Consider the following 20,108-nt stretch of genomic DNA (forward strand, 5'->3'; position numbering starts at 1 on the left):
GGACCGGAAGCCGGCGGGCAGGCGCGGGCACGGCACGCGACCGCTTCGGATCAGAGATCCAGCACGAGGCGGGCCGGATCCTCCAGCGCCTCCTTGACGCGGACGAGGAAGGTCACGGCCTCCTTCCCGTCGACGATGCGGTGATCGTAGGAGAGCGCCAGATACATCATCGGCCGCGCCTCGATCTTGCCCCCGCGCACCACCGGCCGCTCCTCGATGCGGTGCATGCCGAGGATGCCCGATTGCGGCGCGTTGAGGATCGGGGTCGACATCAGCGAGCCGTAGATGCCGCCGTTGGTGATGGTGAAGGTGCCGCCCTGCATCTCGTCGATGGAGAGCTTGCCCTCGCGCGCCTTCTTGCCGAAGCCGGCGATCTTCTTCTCGATGCCGGCGATCGACAGGTCGTCGGCATCGCGCACCACCGGCACGACGAGGCCCTTATCGGTGCCGACGGCGATGCCGATGTGGTAGTAGTTCTTGTAGACGAGATCCTGCCCGTCGATCTCGGCATTGACCGCCGGCACGTCCTTGAGCGCGCCGATCACCGCCTTGGTGAAGAAGCCCATGAAGCCGAGCTTCGTCCCGTGCTTCTTCTCGAAGATGTCCTTGTACTGCGCGCGCAGCGCCATCACCGCACCCATGTCCACGTCGTTGAACGTGGTCAGCATCGCCGCCGTGTCCTGGGCGCTCTTGAGGCGCCGGGCGATGGTCTGGCGCAGCTTGGTCATCCGCACGCGCTCCTCGCGCGCGGCGTCGTCCGGGGCAGAGGGCGCACGCGGCGGAGCCGGAGCCTTGGTCTCCTGAGCCGGCGCTTTCGCGCCGCCCTTGTCGATCGCAGCGAGCATGTCGCCCTTGGTCACGCGGCCGTCCTTGCCGCTGCCGTTGAGGCTTGCCGGATCGACGCCGGATTCGCGGGCGAGCTTGGCCACCGCCGGACCGCTCTCGTCGGCGCCGCGCCCGCCGCCGGCCGGCGGGGCATCGCCGTGGCTGCCGTAGGAAGCGGACGATTCCTGGGCCGGGCCGTCCTTGGACTTGCCGCCCTTCTCCTCGCGGCTCTCGCTCTTGGTCTCGGCCGGTTCGGCGCTCTTCGGCGCCGGCTTGGAATCGGACTTGGACTCGGACTTGGCCGCGCCCTTGTCGGCGCCTTTGCCGCCCTCGACGATCGAGCCGAGCACCGCGCCGGGCTCGACCGTCTCGCCGTCCTTGACGAGGATCTCGCCGAGCTCGCCCGCGGCGGGGGCGTTCACTTCGAGGGTGACCTTGTCGGTCTCGAGTTCGACCAGGGGCTCGTCGGCGGCCACCGTGTCGCCGGGCTTCTTGAACCAGCGGCCGATCGTGGCCTCACTGACGGATTCGCCGAGCGTGGGGACGAGGATATCGGTCGCCATGATCTGTCTTCACCGGAGTTTCGGGGCGCGCATCGGGCGGGCGCGGCCCCGGTTGGTGGATCGGTCGGGAGGGGACGGGCGGATCAGACCGCCAGCGCCTCGTTGAGGAAGGCCTGGAGCTGGGCGAGGTGCTTCGACATCAGGCCGACCGCGGTCGAGGCCGAGGCCGGGCGGCCGACATAGCGCGGCCGCTTCGAGGCGGAGCCGGCTTGGCCGAGCACCCAGTCGAGATAGGGCTCGACGAAGGACCACGAGCCCATGTTCTTGGGCTCCTCCTGGCACCACACCACCTCCGCGTTGCGGAAGCGGGTCATCTCGGTGGCGAGCGCCTTGAGCGGGAACGGATAGAGCTGCTCGACGCGCATCAGGTAGACGTCGTTGACGCCGCGCTTCTCCCGCTCCTCGTAGAGGTCGTAGTAGACCTTGCCCGAGCACAGCACGACGCGGCGGATCTTGTCGTCGCGCACGAGCTTCACGCCGTTCTCGTCCTGCTCGGCGTCGTCCCACAGGATGCGGTGGAAGGTCGAACCCTCGGCGATGTCCTCGATCTTCGAGACCGCCCGCTTGTGGCGCAGCAGCGATTTCGGCGTCATCAGGATCAGCGGCTTGCGGAAGTCGCGCTTCAGCTGGCGGCGCAGGATGTGGAAGTAGTTCGACGGCGTCGAGCAGTTGGCGACCTGCATGTTGTCCTCGGCGCACATCTGGAGATAGCGCTCCAGACGGGCGGAGGAGTGCTCCGGTCCCTGGCCCTCGTAGCCGTGGGGCAGCAGCATCACGAGGCCGGACATGCGCAGCCACTTGCGCTCGCCGGACGAGATGAACTGGTCGATCACGACCTGCGCGCCGTTGGCGAAGTCGCCGAACTGCGCCTCCCACAGCACCAGGGAGTTCGGCTCGGCCAGCGAGTAGCCGTACTCGAAGCCGAGCACCGCCTCCTCGGAGAGCATGGAGTTGATGACCTCCAGGCTGGCCTGACCCTCGCGCACGGAGTTGAGCGGCGTGTAGCGCTGCTCGTTCTCCTGATCGATCACCACGGCGTGGCGCTGCGAGAAGGTGCCGCGCTCGACGTCCTGGCCCGACAGCCGGACCCGGTGACCCTCGATCAGCAGCGAGCCGAAGGCCAGAGCCTCGGCGGTCGCCCAGTCGATGCCGACGCCCGTCTCGACCGCCTTGGCGCGGTTGTCGAAGAAGCGCTGGATCGTGCGGTGCAGGTGGAAGCCGGGCGGGGGCGTGGTGATGCGCGTGGCGAGGTCCCGCAGGGTCTCGACCGGCACGCCGGTGCGGCCGCGGCGGGGATCGTCCACGTCCTCACGCACCGCCTTGAAGCCGGACCAGCGCCCGTCGAGCCAGTCGGCCTTGTTCGGCTTGTAGCCGCCGGCGACGTCGAGCTCGCTCTCCAGCATCGAGCGGAACTCGGCCTTGCGCGCGTCGAGCTGCTCCTGGGTCAGGTCGCCCTGCTCCACGAGCTTCTTGCCGTAGGTCTCCAGCGCGGTCGGATGCTTGCGGATCCGCTGGTACATCTTCGGCTGGGTGAAGGCCGGCTCGTCGCCCTCGTTATGGCCGAAGCGGCGGTAGCACAGCATGTCGATCACGACCGGCTTGCCGAACTTTTGCCGATACTCCGTCGCGACCTTCGCGGCGAAGGTCACCGCCTCGGGGTCGTCGCCGTTGCAGTGGAAGATCGGCGCTTCCACCATCTTGGCGACGTCCGAGGGGTAGGGCGAGGACCGCGAGAAGCGCGGGTCGGTGGTGAAGCCGATCTGGTTGTTGATGATGAAGTGGATCGAGCCGCCGGTGCGGTGCCCCTTCAGGCCCGACAGGCCGAAGCACTCCGCCACCACGCCCTGGCCGGCAAAGGCCGCGTCGCCGTGGATCAGGAGCGGCAGCACCTTGCGGCGCTCGACATTCGGCTTGGCCTTCTGGTCCTGCTTGGCGCGCACCTTTCCGAGCACCACCGGATCGACGATCTCGAGGTGGGACGGGTTGGCGGTCAGCGAGAGGTGGACGGTGTTGTCGTCGAAGGCGCGGTCGGAGGACGCGCCGAGATGGTACTTCACGTCGCCCGAGCCCTCGACCTCGGCGGGGGAGGCCGAGCCGCCCTTGAACTCGTGGAACACCGCGCGGAAGGGCTTGGCCATCACGTTGGTGAGCACGTTCAGCCGGCCGCGATGGGCCATGCCGAGGACGATCTCCTCGACGCCGAGCGCGCCGCCGCGCTTGATGATCTGCTCCAGGGCCGGGACCATCGACTCACCGCCGTCGAGGCCGAAGCGCTTGGTGCCGGTGTATTTCAGGTCGAGGAACTTCTCGAAGCCCTCGGCCTCGATCAGCTTGTTCAGGATCGCGCGACGGCCTTCCGGCGTGAACGAGATCTCCTTGTCCTTGCCCTCGATGCGCTCCTGGATCCACGCCTTCTCCTCGGGATCGGAGATGTGCATGAACTCGACGCCGAGCGTCTGGCAGTAGGTGCGCTCCAGGATGCCGACGATCTCGCGGATCGTCGAGAATTCCATGCCGAGCACGTTGTCGAGGAAGATCTTGCGGTCCCAGTCGCTCTCCTGGAAGCCGTAATGCTGCGGATGCAGCTCCTCGTGGTCGCCGCGCGGGGCGAGCCCGATCGGGTCGAGCTTGGCGTGCAGGTGGCCGCGCATGCGGTAGGCGCGGATCAGCATGATCGCGCGCACGGAATCCTTGGTGGCCTGCTCGACCGAGACGCCGGTCGCCGCGACGATGGCCGCGCCCTTGGCCGAATCTCCGGGCTTGCCGGGCTGGGCCTTGGCCTGGATCTTCTCGCCGATCGCCTTTTCCAGTGCGCCCCAATTGCCGTCGAGCGCCGAGACGATCTCGCCGTTGAGCGGCACCGGCCAGTTCGGCTTGGCCCAGGAGGCGCCCTCGGCGTTCTTCTTCACCAGGGCGTCGTCCTCGCCCAGTTCCTTGAAGAATTGCTGCCACTCGGGATCGACCGAGTTCGGGTCGCGGGCGTAGGCCGCCTGCAGTTCCTCGATCCAGGCGGCGTTGGCGCCGTAGAGGAAGGAGGTTTGGAGAAGGGCTTCGTTCGCGTCCTGGCGTGCCATGGCTGCCTGTTCCACCGCTCGGACGGTCCGCTCGTGCATGAGCGAACCGCCGCGTCGTTCATTCAAACCGGCGCGCCCGAACTCCGGGGCCTTCGCGAAAAGGTCCCCTCACGCGCCTCCGAGACTCACCGGGGTGAGTGCACCCCGCACCATCCCATATGGGACGGGACTCCATGTGTGCGCTGCAATACGGCCGCGCACGACATCGTTCCATCCGAAGGAGTGACAGGAACGAGAACCTCTCACCCCTTCAGCACCTCGACCAGGGTGCGGCCGAGGCGGGCCGGCGAGGGCGAGACGCGGATGCCCGCCGCCTCCATCGCCGCGATCTTGTCCTCGGCGCCGCCCTTGCCGCCGGAGATGATGGCGCCGGCATGTCCCATGCGGCGGCCGGGAGGCGCCGTGCGTCCGGCGATGAAGCCGACCATGGGCTTCTTGCGCCCGCGCTTGGCCTCGTCGGCCAGGAACTGCGCCGCCTCTTCCTCGGCCGAGCCGCCGATCTCGCCGATCATCACGATCGACTGGGTCTTCTCGTCGGCCAGGAACAGCTCCAGCATGGAGATGAACTCGGTGCCCTTGACCGGGTCGCCGCCGATGCCGACCGCCGTGGTCTGGCCCAGACCCTCGACGGTGGTCTGGAACACCGCCTCGTAGGTGAGCGTGCCGGAGCGCGAGACGATGCCGACCGAGCCCGGCTTGAAGATGTTGGCCGGCATGATGCCGATCTTGGACTCGCCCGCGGTGACGACGCCGGGGCAGTTCGGCCCGATCAGGCGCGACTTCGAGCCCTCCAGCGCGCGCTTGACCCGCACCATGTCGAGCACGGGAATTCCTTCCGTGATGCAGACGATCAGCGGGATCTCGGCCTGGATCGCCTCGCAGATCGCGTCCGCGGCGCCGGGCGGCGGCACGTAGACGACCGAGGCGTCGGCGCCGGTGGCCTCACGGGCCTCGGCGACGGTGTCGAACACCGGCAGGCCGAGATGCTGCGAGCCGCCCTTACCCGGCGAAGTGCCGCCGACCATCTTGGTGCCGTAGGCGATGGCCTGCTCGGAATGGAAGGTGCCGTTCTTGCCGGTGAAGCCCTGGCAGATGACCTTCGTGTTCTTGTCGATCAGGATGGACATCGGTCAGCTCAACCCTTCTTCACCGCGGCGACGATCTTCTGCGCGGCATCATCCAGATCGTCCGCGGGGATCACGTTGAGACCGGAGGTGCGGATGATCTCCTTGCCCTCCTCGACGTTGGTGCCCTCGAGCCGCACGACCAGCGGCACTTCGAGGCCGACCGCCTTCACTGCCGCGATCACGCCGCGGGCGATGACGTCGCACTTCATGATCCCGCCGAAGATGTTGACGAGGATGCCCTTCACCTGCGGATCGGCGGTGATGATCTTGAACGCCGCCGTCACCTTCTCCTCGGAGGCGCCGCCGCCGACGTCCAAAAAGTTCGCCGGCTCCTCACCGTAGAGCTTGATGATGTCGAGGGTGGCCATGGCGAGCCCCGCGCCGTTCACCATGCAGCCGATGGTGCCGTCCAGCGCGATGTAGGCGAGGTCGTATTTCGAGGCCTCGATCTCCTTGGCGTCCTCCTCGGTCTCGTCGCGGAGCGCCACGATCTCGGGATGCCGGTAGAGGGCGTTCGAATCGAAGGAGATCTTGGCATCGAGGCACTTGAGATGACCGTCGCCGGTGAGCACCAGCGGGTTGATCTCCAGCATGCTCATGTCCTTGGCCGTAAAGGCCGCGTAGAGCTTTTCCGTCAGCGCGCCGGCTTCCTTGGCCTGCGGGCCGGACAGGCCCAGCGCCTTGGCGACCGCACGGCCGTGATGGGGCATGATGCCGGTGGCCGGATCGACCGAGAAAGTGACGATCTTCTCAGGCGTGTCGTGGGCGACCTGCTCGATGTCCATGCCGCCTTCCGTCGAGACGACGAAGGCGACGCGGCCGGTCTCGCGATCGACCAGCATCGACAGGTAGAACTCGGAGGCGATCGAGGCGCCTTCCTCGATATAGAGACGGTTGACCTGCTTGCCGGCCTCGCCGGTCTGCACCGTCACCAGGGTCTGCCCGAGCATCTCGCGGGCGAACTGCACCACCTCGTCCTTCGACTTGGTGACGCGCACGCCGCCCTTGGCGCCCGCGGGCGCACCCTTGAAGGTGCCCTTGCCACGCCCGCCGGCATGGATCTGCGACTTCACCACCCAGACCGGGCCGCCGAGTTCGTCGGCCGCCGCGGCGGCTTCCTCCGGCTTGAAGATCGCCACGCCGCGGGAAACCGGCAGACCGAATTCCTTGAGGACAGCCTTCGCCTGGTATTCGTGGATGTTCATCGAGACCTCGTCGGACGGGCAAGGAGAGAGGGCTGGGCCGGCGGCTCCGGGGCTTTGATGTGACGCGCTTTCCGCCGAACCGGCGTCCACTTCGTCGAAAAAGCGCTCCAGCCCGCCGCCGAGCCTGACGGAGCTTTAGGCGAGCTTGTCGTTGATGCCCTGGCAGGCCGCGATCAGGCCCTTCACGGCGCCGACCGACTTCTCGAACATCGCCTTCTCGTCTTCGTTGAACGTCACTTCGAGGACGCGCTCGACGCCGTTCTCGCCGATCACCACCGGCACGCCGACATAGAGGCCGTCGACGCCGTACTCGCCCGCGAGGTAGGCGGCGCAGGGCAGCACCCGCTTCTTGTCGCGCAGGTAGCTCTCGGCCATGGCGATGGCCGACGAGGCGGGCGCGTAGAAGGCGGAGCCGGTCTTCAAGAGGTTGACGATCTCGCCGCCGCCCTTGCGGGTGCGCTCGACCATGGCGTCGAGCTTCTCCTGGGTGGTCCAGCCGAGCTTGACCAGATCGGTCAGCGGCACGCCGGCCACCGTCGAGTAGCGGGTCAGCGGCACCATGTCGTCGCCGTGGCCGCCCAGCACGAAGGCGGTCACGTCCTCGACCGAGACTCCGAATTCTTCCGCGAGGAAGTGGCGGAACCGCGCCGAGTCCAGCACGCCGGCCATGCCCACCACCTTGTTGGTCGGCAGTCCGGAAAACTTCTGCAGCGCCCACACCATCGCGTCGAGCGGGTTGGTGATGCAGATCACGAAGGCGTTCGGAGCGTGCTCCTTGATGCCGGCGCCGACCGCTTCCATCACCTTCAGGTTGATGCCGATCAAATCGTCGCGGCTCATGCCGGGCTTGCGCGGCACGCCCGCCGTCACGATCACCACGTCGGCCCCGGCGATCGCCGAATAGTCGCTGGCACCGGAATACTTGGCGTCGAAGCCGTCCACGGGCGCGGATTCGGCGATGTCGAGCGCCTTGCCCTGCGGCACGCCGTCGACGATGTCGAACAGCACCACGTCACCGAGTTCCTTGAGGCCCGCGAGATGGGCGAGCGTCCCGCCGATCTGCCCGGCTCCGATGAGCGCGATCTTGCTGCGTGCCATGGATGGTCTAGCCTCCGGTCGGAATTCGCGACGGTTCGGAAAAACGTGTCAGCGATGTCGCGGATGGTGCGCTGCGGCCGAACCTTCGCCGATCAATTCTGATGGGGCGGTGTTTGGCGGAAAAGCCACAGGGCTTCAACCCGAAGAAGGTCCAAGCAAACGGGGTGAGATCGAGGCCGAGAGCGATTTGGGGGCGGCGTCTTTCCGGATAAATCCTATGAAAATCAGGGATTTGTGCGTTTCTCGGATGGCGAGGGACCGTCGGCAGGAGGTTGGTGACAGGTTTTGTAATCTGTCATTATACGTTATTCCGGCTGCGCCGCATTGCAGCGGCGGGATCCTATTCCGTATTCAGAAAGTGCCGGTGCGCAGCGCCCGCTGAATCGACTGGATCACCGCGCCGAGGCGGGCGTCGAGCAGGTCGCGGGGGACGTCCGCGTCGTGCTGGATCGCGACCGGATGGGTGAAGCGGTAGCTGGCGTCGAAGATGACGGCGATCGCCCGCTCGCGGTCGCGGGCGGCGAAGACGCCGGTGCCGATCCCTTCCTCCACCACGCGCTCGACGAGGGCGCGCAGCCGCACGCGGTGACGGCGGGCGATCGGGCGGGAGGCGACGGTGGCGTCGAGATGCACGGCGAACAGGTTGGGCTCGCGGGTCAGCATCTCGCTCTGCGCGCTGGCGAGCGCGCTGATGAAGCGCTCGATCTTGTCGTCGGCGGGGTCGGGCGCGTCGGCGATGCCCGCGAGTTCCGTCTCGAGGTCGCGCAGCCAGCGTCCGGCGACGGCGTCGAGCAGGGCGTCCTTGGAGGGGAAGTAGCGGTAGACGTTGGCATGGGTCATGCCCGCCTCCGCCGCGACCGCCACGACCGTGACGCGTTTGGGGCCGAGCCGGGTCAGGTGCTCCGTGGCGATGGCCAGCAATCGCGCATCCGTCGAGACCGGCGTGGGTCTGGCACGGGCGGCCGGACCGCTGAGGCGCTGCGGGCGAGCGGGGCCGGCGCGCGGATCGGAAACCGGGTCGCTCGCCTCCCTCTCGCTGTCGGTCAGGGTGACGGGAAGGGAGAGAGATCCGTACGGCAACATGACTTTCCTGGCACAGAGACAACAAGCGTGGGGGCACTCGACCAGGCGAGCCGGATCGAGAGCGGTGCCGTCCCACGCGCTCGCGTACGAGCCTTCCTGCCCGCGCGACACTTTGCAACCCCTCTGACCCCCGCTTTTTGTGCCGATCCCGTTTGGATTGCACGCAGGACGCGATTGAGGGGCTTTCGACTCGGTGCGGACAGCGATACCCGACCCTTCGCCGCATCCGCAAAACCGTCTATGACCGCCCGATGACCGTCCCCCTGCCGCCGGCGGCATCGCCCGGCGAACCGATCGAAGCACGCCTGCGCCGCGGCCTTGGAGCCCGGTCGATCGTGCTCGTCGGTCTGATGGGGGCGGGCAAGAGCACCGTCGGGCGCCGCCTCGCCAGCCGCCTCGGGCTGATGTTCAAGGATGCCGACCACGAGATCGAGGCGGCGGCCAAGCTCACCATTGCCGACATCTTCGCCATCTACGGCGAGGCGAGCTTTCGCGAGGGCGAGGAGCGCGTGATCGCGCGGCTGCTGCGCGAGGGCCCGATGGTGCTGGCCACCGGCGGCGGAGCCTTCATGCGCGAGGCCACGCGGGCGCGGATCGCCGATGGCGGCATCTCGGTCTGGCTCAAGGCCGACCTCGATGTGCTGATGCGCCGCGTCCGCAAGCGCAACACCCGGCCCCTGCTCCAGACCGAGGATCCGGAGGCGACCATGCGCGCGCTGATGGAGGTGCGTCATCCGGTCTATGCCCAGGCCGACGTCACGGTGCTCTCCCGCGAGGTGTCACACGATCGTGTGGTGGAGGACGTGATGGAAGCTCTCGACCTTCACATCAACCCGTCCCGCGCGACCCAGATACAACATTTGACATCGTTCATGAAGCAGCAACCCTCGCGTGTAAACGTTCCCCTCTCGGGCGGACGCGAATACGATATCCGGATCGGCCGCGGCCTCATCGACGCGGTGGGCGCGGAGGCACGGGATCTCGGCGCCCGGGCCGCCGGCATCGTCACCGACGAGACCGTCGCCGGTCTCTACGGCGCGCGCGTCCGGGCGAGCCTGGAGGCCGCCGGTCTGCGCTGCGGGATCATCGCCGTGCCGCCGGGCGAAGCCTCGAAGAGTTATTCGCAGTTTGCCCGCGTCTGCGACGGGCTTTTGAGCCAGAAGATCGAGCGCGGTGACCTCGTCGTGGCCCTCGGCGGCGGCGTGGTCGGCGATCTCGCCGGCTTCGCGGCGGCCTCCCTGCGGCGCGGCGTCCGCTTCGTCCAAGTGCCCACAACCCTGCTCGCTCAGGTTGATTCCTCGGTCGGCGGCAAGACCGGCATCAACTCGCCCCACGGCAAGAACCTGATCGGCGCCTTCCACCAGCCGCGCCTGGTGCTGGCCGACACCGCGACTCTCGACACGCTCTCGGAGCGCGAGATGCGGGCGGGCTACGCCGAGGTCGCCAAGTACGGCCTGATCGGCGATGCCGACTTCTTCGAATGGTGCGAGGCGAACTGGGCCGGCATCTTCTCCGGCGGGCCGGAGCGCGACGAGGCGGTGGCCGCCTGCTGCCGCGCCAAGGCCGGGGTCGTCACCCGCGACGAGCGGGAGGACGGCGAGCGCGCCCTGCTCAATCTCGGCCACACCTTCGGCCACGCCCTGGAGCGGCTGACCGGCTACGACGCCGCCCGCCTCGTCCACGGCGAGGGCGTCGCGATCGGGCTAGCGCTGGCCTTCCGCTTCTCGGCCCGGCTGGGCCTGTGCTCCGGCCAGGATGCGGGGCGCGTGGCCAACCACCTCGCGCTCGCAGGCCTGCCGACCCGCCTGCAGCAGGTGCCGGGCGGGGCCGGCGACCCGGACGCGCTCCTCGACGCCATGGCCCAGGACAAGAAGGTCCGCGACGGGCAGCTCACCTTCATCCTCGCCCACGGCATCGGCCAGAGCTTCATTGCGCCGGGGATCGCGGCGGCCGAGGTGCGCGGCTTCCTGGAGGCGGAACTGCAGGGCTGAACGGCCCCGGCGCGATGTGCGGGAGAGATGCGTGGGAGACCGGAACGGGGCGCAGTCGCGTTCCCGCCCGAATGCGCCTATATGAGAGCCGTTCCAGCTTCCTAAGGTCTTGAGCCATGGCGACGGCGTCGTTCGACTCCGCCCCGGGCGCATCGCGCGCCCTCCCCGCAATCGAGAAGGCCCCCGAGGTCACCGCCCTCTCGACCCTGCCCGGCCGCAAGGCCTCCCTGGTCGGCCTCACCCGCGAGGGCCTGAAGCAGGCGCTGATCGGCATTGGCGTGCCCGAGCGCGAGACGCGGATGCGCGTGAGCCAGATCTGGCACTGGCTCTACGTGCGCGGCGCCCGCGAGTTCTCGGAGATGACCAATGTCGGCAAGGGGCTGAAGGCGCAGCTCGCCGAGCATTTCACCCTCGACCGGCCGGAGGTCGTCACCGAGCAGGTTTCGCGCGACGGCACCCGCAAGTGGCTCCTGCGCATGGCGCCCACCGGCGCGCACGACCACAACCGCGGCGCCGAGATCGAGTGCGTCTACATCCCCGGCGACGACCGCGGCACGCTCTGCGTCTCGTCCCAGGTCGGCTGTACGCTGACCTGCTCGTTCTGCCACACCGGCACGCAGCGCCTCGTGCGCAATCTCTCGACGGCCGAGATCGTCTCGCAGCTCGTCGTCGCCCGCGACGCGCTCGGCGACTTCACCGGCCAGATGCCGGGCAAGGATGGCGGCGAGGTTGGCCGGCTCGTCACCAACATCGTGTTCATGGGCATGGGCGAGCCGCTCTACAATCTCGACGCGGTGATCTACGCCATCGCGGTGATGTCGGATCAGGAGGGCCTCGCCCTCTCGCGGCGGCGCATCACCGTCTCGACCTCCGGCGTGGTGCCGCAGATCGAGCGGCTGGGGCTGGAAGCCAACGCCATGCTGGCGATCTCGCTGCACGCCGTGCGTGACGAGCTGCGCGACGAACTGGTGCCGCTGAACCGCAAATATCCGATCGCGCAGTTGCTCGAGGCGTGCCGGAACTATCCGGGCCTCAGCAACGCCCGGCGCATCACCTTCGAATACGTGATGCTGAAGGGCGTCAACGATTCGGACGCCGATGCCCGCGCCCTGGTGCGGCTGCTCAAGGGCATCCCGGCCAAGATCAACCTGATCCCGTTCAACCCCTGGCCCGGCTCGAAATACGAGTGCTCGGACTGGGAGCGGATCGAGCGGTTCTCCGAGTTCGTGTTCAACGCCGGCTACGCCTCGCCGGTGCGCACCCCGCGCGGCCGCGACATCCTGGCGGCCTGCGGCCAGCTCAAGAGCGAGACCGAAAAGCTGCGCGCCCGCGCCCGGATGATGCTCGAAGAGGGCATGGGCGCGGAGGCCGTCTACGCCGATCAGGTCGATTGAGGTGCTCGTCCCCTCCCCGCTCGCGCAGGGAGGGGACGTGATCACTCAGGCCGCGATCGGCGCGGCCACCGGCTCGGCGGCGCGCACGTCGGCATCGACGTGGCTCTCGAAGCGCTTGAAGTTCTCGCGGAACATCGTGACGAGGCGCGTGGCGGTCTCGGCGAACGCCGCCTTGTTGGTCCAGGTCTCGACCGGCGAGAGCACCTGCGTCTCGACGCCGGGCACCTCGACCGGCACCGAGAAGCCGAAATACGGGTCGCGCCGGAACTCGGTCTGCGCCAGCGAGCCGTCGAGCGCCGCCGAGAGCAGCCGGCGGGTGACGCGGATCGGCATGCGCCGCCCGGTGCCGACCCCGCCGCCGGTCCAACCGGTATTGACGAGCCAGCAATCGACGCCGTGCTCGGCCATCAGCGCCCGGAGCAGGTTGCCGTAGACGCTCGGGTGGCGCGGCATGAACGGCGCGCCGAAGCAGGTCGAGAAGGTCGCCTCCGGCGCCGTCAACCCGCGCTCGGTGCCGGCCACCTTGGCGGTGTAACCCGAGAGGAAGTGATACATCGCCTCCGCGCCCGTCAGCCGGGCGATCGGCGGCATCACGCCGAAGGCGTCGCAGGTCAGCATCACGATGTTCTTCGGATGCCCGGCCCGGCCGGTGGCGCTCGCATTCGCGATGAAGTCGAGCGGATAGGCGCAGCGGGTGTTCTCGGTGAGCGTCGCGTCGTCGAAGTCCGGCACGCGGGTGAGCGGATCGACGACGACGTTCTCCATCACCGTGCCGAAGCGCTCGGTGGTGGCGTAGATCTCCGGCTCGGCGTTGCGCGAGAGCCGGATGGTCTTGGCGTAGCAGCCGCCCTCGAAGTTGAAGATGCCGTCCCGGCTCCAGCCATGCTCGTCGTCGCCGATGAGTTTTCGCGACGAGTCGTTCGACAGGGTCGTCTTCCCGGTGCCCGACAGGCCGAAGAACAGGGCCGAGTCGCCGGTCTCATCGAGTGCGGCGTTGGCCGAGCAGTGCATCGGCATCACGCCAGCATTGGGAAGCACGTAATTGAGGTAGGTGAAGACCGACTTCTTCATCTCGCCGGCATAGGCCGAGCCGCCGATCAGCACGATCTTCTGCGCGAAATCGATGGCGATCACGGTCTTGGAGCGGCAGCCGTGCCGAACCGGGTCGGCCTGGAAGCTCGGCAGGTCGATGATCGTCAACTCCGGCACGTAGGCGGCGAGTTCGCCGCGCTCGGGGCGGATCAGCAGGTTGCGGATGAACAGGGAGTGCCAGGCGAGTTCGGTATAGACCCGCGCCCGCACCCGGTGGGCCGGGTCGGCGCCGCCGTAGAGATCCTGCGCGAACAGCTCCTTGCCCCGCGCATGGGCGCGGAAATCGGCGAGCAGGGTCGCGAATTGGTCCGGAGTGATCGAGCCGTTGTTGTCCCACCAGATCTCGTTCTCGGTGCTCGCGTCCCGCACCACATACTTGTCCTTGGGCGAGCGGCCGGTATGGCTGCCGGTGGTGGCCACCAGCGCGCCGCCGCGGGCGAGCTGCGCCTCGCCGCGGCGCAAGGCCTCTTCGTAGAGGCGGGGGGCTTCGAGGTTCCAGTGCACCGCGGTCAGATCGGTCAGGCCGATCGCCTCCGGTCCGTGGGCCGCGTTGAATTCGCCGATCGTCTTCACAGGTGTCTCCTCCCTCACGGCCCCTGATCGCGCCGTCGCGCCGGTCGGTCCGGCTTTTCGCGTTCTCTGGCGATGCGTCCGCGCGGTCGGTCAGGGCCGCCGCACGCAGGTTCTCCGCCCCGCCGGCTCAATGGATCGGGCTCCGGCTTGGCCGTCAACTAATCCTTGGTATGGGTTCAAATTAAATTTGCGCGCCGGCGCCTCATCCAACGGTCGAGCCGTCGCAATCCGGAACGGGCAAAATCGCGGCGGAAGGCTTATGTGAGGGAGGGCGCCCGCCGCTCCCTCCCGTCCATAGCTGCCCGAAATCCGCATGCCCCAAGCCGTCGCCGGCCCCGAGATCGAGCGCCTGATCCAGCTTCTCGGGCGCATGCCGGGCCTCGGGCCCCGCTCCGCCCGCCGGGCCGCGCTCCAGCTCATCAAGAAGCGCGAGACCCTGCTCGCGCCCCTGGCCGACGCGATGCGCATCGCCGCCGATCGCATCGTCGTGTGCCACGCCTGCGGCAACGTCGATACCAGCGATCCCTGCACCATCTGCCGGGACGAGACCCGCGACCCGACCACCCTCGTCGTAGTGGAGGACGTCTCCGACCTCTGGGCGCTGGAGCGGTCCGGCGCGGTCAAGGCGCGCTACCACGTGCTCGGCGGCGTGCTCTCGGCGCTCGACGGGGTGCGGCCCGAGCACCTCACCATCGCCCTTCTCGTGGAGCGGGCGAGCGCGCCGGGGGTGAAGGAGATCATCCTGGCACTCAACGCCACGGTCGACGGCCAGACCACGGCCCACTACGTCACCGAATCGCTCAAGCCTCTCGGGCTGACGATCACCCGCCTCGCCCATGGCGTGCCGGTGGGCGGCGAACTCGACTATCTCGACGAGGGCACGCTCACGGCGGCGATCCGCAGCCGCACCGCGTTCTGAGGACGATCGTCTCGGGAACGGAGCCGGCCTTTCGCGAGGCCGGGCGCGCTCGCCCGGAAAGAACCCGTAACGGCTTCTTAAATCGCGCCGTGACAAGTCTGGTCGCGGACCGGCGCGGCTGTGCCGAAGACAGTCTTTCCCGCACCGACCGCCCCGGCCCGACCATGATGGATCTTCGACCGGAACAGGAACCGGGCCGCGCACCGAGACTTCACGAGAGGCTGGCCACGCCCTTCGTGGTGCGGATGCTCCTCCTGAGCCTTGCCGCGGTCATGCTCAGCAAGGCTTTGCGCTATGCCGGGCTGCTGCCCGCTCAGGGCATCACGGATTTCGACGCCTTCCACATCGCCGGCCGGATGGTGTGGCGCGGGGACATCGTGCAGGCCTACCACCTCCCGGCGCTCCTGACGGTCCAGCAGGCCCTCACGGGCGAACAGGCCTTTCTGCCCTGGACCTACCCCCCGCCCTTCGACCTCGTGGTGGCGGCGCTCGCCCCCCTGCCGATCGGCCTCGCCTACCTCGTCTTCGTCGGCTCGACCCTCGTGGCGTATCTGCTCGTCCTGCGCCGGATCGCCGGCGCGCAGTTCGCGCCGGTCGTCGTCGCGCTCGCACCGGTTCTCGTCGTCGGGGTGGCCGGCGGCCAGAACGGCTTTCTCACGGGCACGCTGATCGGTCTGACCTGCCTCGGCCTTCTGAGCGGGCGGGCGCTTGCCGGCCTGCCGCTCGGCCTGATGGTGATCAAGCCGCATCTCGCGGTCGGACTCGCGGTCTGCGCCCTCGTCTCGCGCCGCTGGCACTGTCTCGCCATCGCTGCCGCGACGGCCGCACTGGCCCTCGTCTTCTCCACCGTCGTGCTCGGCCCTGCGATCTGGCCGGCCTTCCTCGGCGGCGTGGACGAGGCCAAGACGTTCCTGGCCGCGGGCGCCTACCCGCTGTTTCGGATGGTCTCGGTCTATGCCTGCCTGCGCAGCCTCGATCTGCCGGCCTTCGTCGCACTGGCCGTTCAGGTGGCGACGGCCGCTGCGGTCCTCGGCCTGATCCCGCTCGCCCTGTGGCGGAACCTGCCGCGGCGGCAGGTCGTCGGCCTCGCCGCCCTGGCAAGCCTGTTCGTCAGCCCCTACGCCTACGATTACGACCTGACGCTCTACGGCGTCGCCCTCGCCCTGCTCCTGCCGGATCTTCTCGGGCGGGCGAGCCGGCGGGAGGAACTCGCCCTGCTCGCACTCGGCTGGATGGTGGGCGGCTACGGCCTGACGGCCGGCGGCCTGTACGAGGCCCGGCTCGGAACGGAGATCACCGCCTCGGCCGAGATCTCGCTGGCCGCCCTGCCGTTCCTCCTCCTGGTCGCCCTGGTCTGGCGCATCCTGCGCCGGGAGCAGGCTGCGACCGCTGCGATCGGAGGCAAGGCCGGGCCGGCGGCTCCGGTTCCTGCCTGAGGGCCGGTCATGCCCGTGAACGCAGCCCTCGCCGCCGCGCCGGCGGCCCCTCTGACGGCCCCTCCGGCAACCCCTCCGGCGACCCCTCTCTTGCGGCCGGTCTCCGGCTGGGGGGGTTATCCCCGTGCGGCCAGCGAGATGCTGGCAGCGGATGCGCCCGAGACCCTGCCCGCGCTCCTGCGCGGCCGGCGCGGGGTGATCGCCCGCGGCGGCGGGCGCGCCTACGGCGACGCCGCCGTCGGCCTGCGCACCACCGTCCTGACCGGCGCCCTTGACCGGATCCGCGGCTTCGATCCCGCCACCGGGCGACTGCGGGCCGAGGCCGGCGTCACGCTGGCCGACATCGTCCGGACCTTCCTGCCGGGGGGCTTCTTCCCGCTGGTCGTGCCCGGCACGCAGTTCGTGACGCTGGGCGGGATGATCGCCTCCGACGTCCACGGCAAGAACCACCACCGCGAGGGCGGCTTCGGCGCCCATGTCGAGGCGCTGACCCTGCTGACGCCCGACGGCGTCCCGCGCTTCTGCTCGCGCGAGCAGAATCCCGATCTTTTCGCCATGACGCTCGGTGGGATGGGGCTGACCGGCACGATCCTCGACGCGACCTTCCGCCTGCGGCCGGTGGAGAGCGGCTGGATCGTCCAGAGGACCCGGATCGCGACCGACCTCGCGGCGATGCTGGAGGCTCTGGAGCAGGACGGCGACGCGACCTACTCGGTGGCCTGGATCGACGGCCTCGCCCGCGGATCCGCCCTCGGGCGGGGCCTGGTCTATCGCGGCGAGCACGCCTCCGGAGACCTGTGCCGGGCCGCCGGGCGCGACCTGTTCCCGAGCCCGCCCCCCGGCCGGCTCACGGTGCCGCCGGGCTGGCCGGCCTGGACCCTGAACCGCGCCTCGGTCACGGCCTTCAACGCGCTGTACTTCCGGCGCGGGGCCGCGGCCGGCAGCCCCGGCCTCGTCCCGTGGCACAGCTACTTCTTTCCCCTCGACGGGCTGAGGGCCTGGAACCGCCTCTACGGCAGCCGCGGCTTCGTGCAGCATCAATGCGTCGTGCCCCGGCACGGCGCCGGGGCGGTGCTGGCCGAGATCCTCGACCGGGTCGCCCGTCTCGGCACCGCCTCGCCGCTGGCGGTGCTCAAGCGCCTCGGGGTTTGCGGGCGCGGGCTGTCCTTCCCGATGGACGGCTACACGCTGGCCCTCGACCTGCCGGCGAATGCCGCGACCTTCGCGCTGCTCGACGCGCTCGACCGCCGCGTGGTCGCGGCCGGGGGGCGCCTCTACCTCGCCAAGGATGCGCGCCAGACCCGCGACACCTTCGAGGCGGGCTATCCCGAGCTGCCCGCCTTCCGTGACCTGCGCCGGCAACTCGGCGCCGACGGCATGCTCGCCTCCCGCCTCTCCGCACGCCTGGGATTGTGATGGCCGGAACCCTGCTCCTCGTCGGGGCCACCTCCGATATCGGCCACGCCGTGGCCGCGCGCTACGCCGAGGCCGGCTGGCGCATCCTGCTCGCCGCCCGCGATCCCGAGCGGGCGCAGCGCAACGCCGACGACCTCGCCGCCCGCTACCGGGCCGAGGTCGCGCTGCTGCGCCTCGACATCCTGGCGACGGGCGACTTCGCCCGATGGCTCGACGGGCTCCCGGCGCTGCCCGACACGGTGGTCTGCGCGGTCGGCGAACTCGGCGACCAAGCCAGGGCCGAGGGCGACCTCGCCCATGCCGAGGGGGTGATGCGGACGAACTTCCTGGGGCCCTCCCTGTTGCTCGGCCTCGTCGCCGAGCGCTTCGCCGCGCGCGGAAGCGGCGCGATCGTCGGCATCAGCTCGGTGGCGGGCGACCGCGGGCGCGGCTCGAATTACGTCTACGGCGCCGGCAAGGCCGGCTTCACCGCCTTCCTCTCCGGCCTGCGCAACCGCTTGGCCAAGAGCGGCGTCCGGGTGGTGACGGTGAAGCCGGGCTTCGTACGGACCCGGATGACCCGCGGCCTGCGCCTGCCGCCGCTCCTGACCGCCGAACCGTCCGAGGTCGGGCGGGCGGTCTACGCCGCCGCGGAAGGGCGCGGGGGCGATGTCGTCTACGTGCGCAAGGTCTGGCGCCTCGTCATGGCCGTGATCGGCGCGATTCCCGAGCCGGTCTTCAAGCGCCTGAGCCTGTGACCGCGGCCCACCCGGCCAGACATTTGACCACCCCCGCGCCGCCGCCTATCTCCGGGTGAGGGAACGCGTTTTCGCGCGCGTTCGCATTCCCCATCGCCCATCCCGGCCCGGAAGCCATGACCGTCCGTCCCCTCGTCATCCTGCCCGATGCGCAGCTGCGCCTCATCTCCGAGCCGGTGAGCGCCGTCACCGAGGAGATCCGCACGCTCGCCCGCGACATGATCGAAACGATGTACGACGCCCCCGGCGTCGGCCTCGCCGCGATCCAGATCGGGGTGGCCAAGCGCGTCGTCACCATCGACACCTCGAAGGACGAGAACGCGAAGAACCCGACCGTCTATCTCAACCCGGAGATCGTCTGGTCGTCTGAGGAGAAGCGGGTCTACGACGAGGGCTGCCTGTCGATCCCCGAATTCTACGGCGAGGTCGAGCGGCCGGACCGCGTCCGGGTGCGCTACATGACCCTCGACGGCGAGACGGTGGAGCAGGAGGCCGACGGCCTGCTCGCCACCTGCCTCCAGCACGAGATCGACCACCTCAACGGCGTGCTGTTCATCGACCACCTGTCGAAGCTCAAGCGCGACCGGGTGATGAAGAAGTTCACCAAGGCCGCCAAGCGCGACGCCGCCTGACGGGTTCCGATGCGCATCGTCTTCATGGGGACGCCGGACTTCGCGGTGCCCACCCTGGACCGTCTCCACGCCGACGGCCACGACATCGTCGCCATCTACACCCGCGCCCCGGCCAAGGCCGGCCGCGGCATGGCGCTCAAGCCCTCGCCGGTCCATGCCCGTGCCGAGGCTTTGGGCCTCCCCGTGCTGACGCCCTCGACCCTCAAGAGCGAGGAGGCTTTCGAGACCTTCGCCGGGCATGGGGCGGACGTGGCGGTCGTCGTCGCCTACGGCATGCTGCTCCCGCAAAAGATCCTCGACGTCCCGCGCTTCGGCTGCCTCAACCTGCACGGCTCGCTGCTGCCGCGCTGGCGCGGGGCTGCGCCGATCCAGCGGGCGGTGATGGCGGGCGACGCGGAGAGCGGTGTCGGCGTGATGCGGATGGAGGCCGGGCTCGATACCGGGCCGGTAGCGATGGAAGCGCGCCTTGCGATCACCGAAGGGATGACCGCGGGCGAACTGCACGACAGGCTGATGCCGCTTGGCGCCGACCTGATGGGGCGGGCGATCCAGGCGCTGGAGCGGGAGGGCCTGACCTTCGCGCCGCAGGCGACGGAAGGCGTCGTCTACGCCCACAAGATCACCAACGAAGAGGCGCGGATCGACTGGTCGCGGCAGGCCGAAGAGGTCGCGCGCCACATCAACGGCCTGTCGCCGTTTCCGGGCGCCTATTTCGAGGCGGATCTCGGGAAGGGACCGGAGCGGGTGAAGGTGCTGCGGGCGCTGGCCCATGACGGCTCCGGCACGCCGGGCACGCTGCTCGACGCCGCCGGCACGGTCGCCTGCGGCACGGGCGCGGTGCGGCTCCTCGAACTGCGCCGGGCCGGCAAGGGCGGTGTCGCCAGCGGCGAAGAGTTCCTGCGCGGGGCGCGGCTGGCGGCGGGAGCCTCCTTCGCGTGAGCGC

Annotated in this window: 15 protein-coding genes; 8 read left to right on the forward strand and 7 right to left on the reverse strand. The window is 69.3% G+C overall.

All coding sequences use genetic code 11. The features are described 5' to 3' along the window. Nucleotides 1–50: 50 nt before the first annotated feature. From odhB to HNR51_RS00305, 6 genes are all read right to left on the reverse strand, one after another. A complete protein-coding gene (odhB, locus tag HNR51_RS00280; RefSeq protein WP_182553645.1) occupies nt 51–1,388 on the reverse strand; it encodes a 2-oxoglutarate dehydrogenase complex dihydrolipoyllysine-residue succinyltransferase in 1,338 nt (445 codons plus the stop codon). 83 nt (nt 1,389–1,471) lie between these two features. Continuing rightward, nucleotides 1,472–4,462 carry a 2-oxoglutarate dehydrogenase E1 component gene (locus tag HNR51_RS00285; RefSeq protein ID WP_041371183.1) on the reverse strand — a complete coding sequence of 997 codons (2,991 nt, stop codon included), beginning with the start codon at nt 4,460–4,462 and terminating at the stop codon, nt 1,472–1,474. A gap of 242 nt (nt 4,463–4,704) precedes the next feature. After that, nucleotides 4,705–5,589 (reverse strand): succinate--CoA ligase subunit alpha, encoded by an 885-nt coding sequence (gene sucD / locus HNR51_RS00290; protein ID WP_141951001.1) that lies wholly within the window; start codon nt 5,587–5,589, stop codon nt 4,705–4,707. Nucleotides 5,590–5,597: 8 nt separating this feature from the next. After that, nucleotides 5,598–6,794: an ADP-forming succinate--CoA ligase subunit beta gene (sucC, locus tag HNR51_RS00295; RefSeq protein WP_012453498.1), complete on the reverse strand. Its 1,197-nt coding sequence runs from the start codon at nt 6,792–6,794 to the stop codon at nt 5,598–5,600. Nucleotides 6,795–6,929: 135 nt separating this feature from the next. Beyond that, complete coding sequence (gene mdh, locus HNR51_RS00300) at nt 6,930–7,892, reverse strand: malate dehydrogenase (RefSeq protein WP_012453499.1); 963 nt, start codon at nt 7,890–7,892, stop codon at nt 6,930–6,932. Between the two features lie 351 nt (nt 7,893–8,243). Continuing rightward, nucleotides 8,244–8,975 carry a TetR family transcriptional regulator gene (locus HNR51_RS00305; protein WP_012453500.1) on the reverse strand — a complete coding sequence of 244 codons (732 nt, stop codon included), beginning with the start codon at nt 8,973–8,975 and terminating at the stop codon, nt 8,244–8,246. Nucleotides 8,976–9,226: 251 nt separating this feature from the next. On the opposite strand from HNR51_RS00305, the gene aroB reads away from it, so the two are divergent. Together aroB and rlmN are read left to right on the forward strand one after the other, a co-directional pair. Further along, a complete protein-coding gene (aroB, locus tag HNR51_RS00310) occupies nt 9,227–10,966 on the forward strand; it encodes a 3-dehydroquinate synthase (RefSeq protein WP_182553646.1) in 1,740 nt (579 codons plus the stop codon). A 116-nt stretch (nt 10,967–11,082) separates the two neighbouring features. After that, nucleotides 11,083–12,360, forward strand: a complete 1,278-nt coding sequence (rlmN, locus tag HNR51_RS00315; RefSeq protein ID WP_182553647.1) for a dual-specificity RNA methyltransferase RlmN — start codon at nt 11,083–11,085, stop codon at nt 12,358–12,360. Nucleotides 12,361–12,405: 45 nt separating this feature from the next. Here the strand turns inward: rlmN and HNR51_RS00320 are convergent, their stop codons facing one another. Then, on the reverse strand, nt 12,406–14,025 hold the full coding sequence (locus tag HNR51_RS00320) for a phosphoenolpyruvate carboxykinase (RefSeq protein WP_182553648.1): 1,620 nt from the start codon (nt 14,023–14,025) through the stop codon (nt 12,406–12,408). 313 nt (nt 14,026–14,338) lie between these two features. On the opposite strand from HNR51_RS00320, the gene recR reads away from it, so the two are divergent. From recR to fmt, 6 genes are all read left to right on the forward strand, one after another. Beyond that, nucleotides 14,339–14,944, forward strand: a complete 606-nt coding sequence (gene recR / locus HNR51_RS00325) for a recombination mediator RecR (protein ID WP_012453506.1) — start codon at nt 14,339–14,341, stop codon at nt 14,942–14,944. Nucleotides 14,945–15,189: 245 nt separating this feature from the next. Next, nucleotides 15,190–16,380, forward strand: a complete 1,191-nt coding sequence (locus HNR51_RS00330; RefSeq protein WP_182553649.1) for a glycosyltransferase family 87 protein — start codon at nt 15,190–15,192, stop codon at nt 16,378–16,380. 138 nt (nt 16,381–16,518) lie between these two features. Beyond that, on the forward strand, nt 16,519–17,796 hold the full coding sequence (locus HNR51_RS00335) for an FAD-binding oxidoreductase (protein ID WP_239681653.1): 1,278 nt from the start codon (nt 16,519–16,521) through the stop codon (nt 17,794–17,796). Continuing rightward, the gene (locus tag HNR51_RS00340; protein ID WP_182553651.1) at nt 17,796–18,533 is read left to right on the forward strand and encodes an SDR family oxidoreductase; all 738 of its coding nucleotides are present in this window, start codon (nt 17,796–17,798) and stop codon (nt 18,531–18,533) included. Before HNR51_RS00335 ends, HNR51_RS00340 begins: the two co-directional genes overlap by 1 nt. A gap of 116 nt (nt 18,534–18,649) precedes the next feature. Beyond that, entirely contained in the window at nt 18,650–19,165 is a 516-nt protein-coding gene (locus HNR51_RS00345; protein WP_182553652.1) for a peptide deformylase, read from the forward strand. Between the two features lie 9 nt (nt 19,166–19,174). Beyond that, complete coding sequence (gene fmt, locus HNR51_RS00350; RefSeq protein ID WP_182553653.1) at nt 19,175–20,104, forward strand: methionyl-tRNA formyltransferase; 930 nt, start codon at nt 19,175–19,177, stop codon at nt 20,102–20,104. Nucleotides 20,105–20,108: the final 4 nt, after the last annotated feature.

The sequence above is a fragment of the Methylorubrum thiocyanatum genome (genome assembly GCA_014138645.1).
Classification (GTDB): domain Bacteria; phylum Pseudomonadota; class Alphaproteobacteria; order Rhizobiales; family Beijerinckiaceae; genus Methylobacterium; species Methylobacterium thiocyanatum.

Excerpts from the sequence above, each read along its gene's own strand:
- HNR51_RS00340 (WP_182553651.1), top strand. The coding sequence starts at position 17,796 with ATGGCCGGAACCCTGCTCCTCGTCGGGGCCACCTCCGATATCGGCCAC.
- rlmN (WP_182553647.1), top strand. The coding sequence starts at position 11,083 with ATGGCGACGGCGTCGTTCGACTCCGCCCCGGGCGCATCGCGCGCCCTC.
- sucC (WP_012453498.1), bottom strand. The coding sequence starts at position 6,794 with ATGAACATCCACGAATACCAGGCGAAGGCTGTCCTCAAGGAATTCGGT.
- recR (WP_012453506.1), top strand. The coding sequence starts at position 14,339 with ATGCCCCAAGCCGTCGCCGGCCCCGAGATCGAGCGCCTGATCCAGCTT.
- HNR51_RS00285 (WP_041371183.1), bottom strand. The coding sequence starts at position 4,462 with ATGGCACGCCAGGACGCGAACGAAGCCCTTCTCCAAACCTCCTTCCTC.
- odhB (WP_182553645.1), bottom strand. The coding sequence starts at position 1,388 with ATGGCGACCGATATCCTCGTCCCCACGCTCGGCGAATCCGTCAGTGAG.
- HNR51_RS00305 (WP_012453500.1), bottom strand. The coding sequence starts at position 8,975 with ATGTTGCCGTACGGATCTCTCTCCCTTCCCGTCACCCTGACCGACAGC.
- fmt (WP_182553653.1), top strand. The coding sequence starts at position 19,175 with ATGCGCATCGTCTTCATGGGGACGCCGGACTTCGCGGTGCCCACCCTG.
- HNR51_RS00335 (WP_239681653.1), top strand. The coding sequence starts at position 16,519 with ATGCTGGCAGCGGATGCGCCCGAGACCCTGCCCGCGCTCCTGCGCGGC.
- sucD (WP_141951001.1), bottom strand. The coding sequence starts at position 5,589 with ATGTCCATCCTGATCGACAAGAACACGAAGGTCATCTGCCAGGGCTTC.
- HNR51_RS00345 (WP_182553652.1), top strand. The coding sequence starts at position 18,650 with ATGACCGTCCGTCCCCTCGTCATCCTGCCCGATGCGCAGCTGCGCCTC.
- HNR51_RS00330 (WP_182553649.1), top strand. The coding sequence starts at position 15,190 with ATGCTCCTCCTGAGCCTTGCCGCGGTCATGCTCAGCAAGGCTTTGCGC.
- mdh (WP_012453499.1), bottom strand. The coding sequence starts at position 7,892 with ATGGCACGCAGCAAGATCGCGCTCATCGGAGCCGGGCAGATCGGCGGG.
- aroB (WP_182553646.1), top strand. The coding sequence starts at position 9,227 with ATGACCGTCCCCCTGCCGCCGGCGGCATCGCCCGGCGAACCGATCGAA.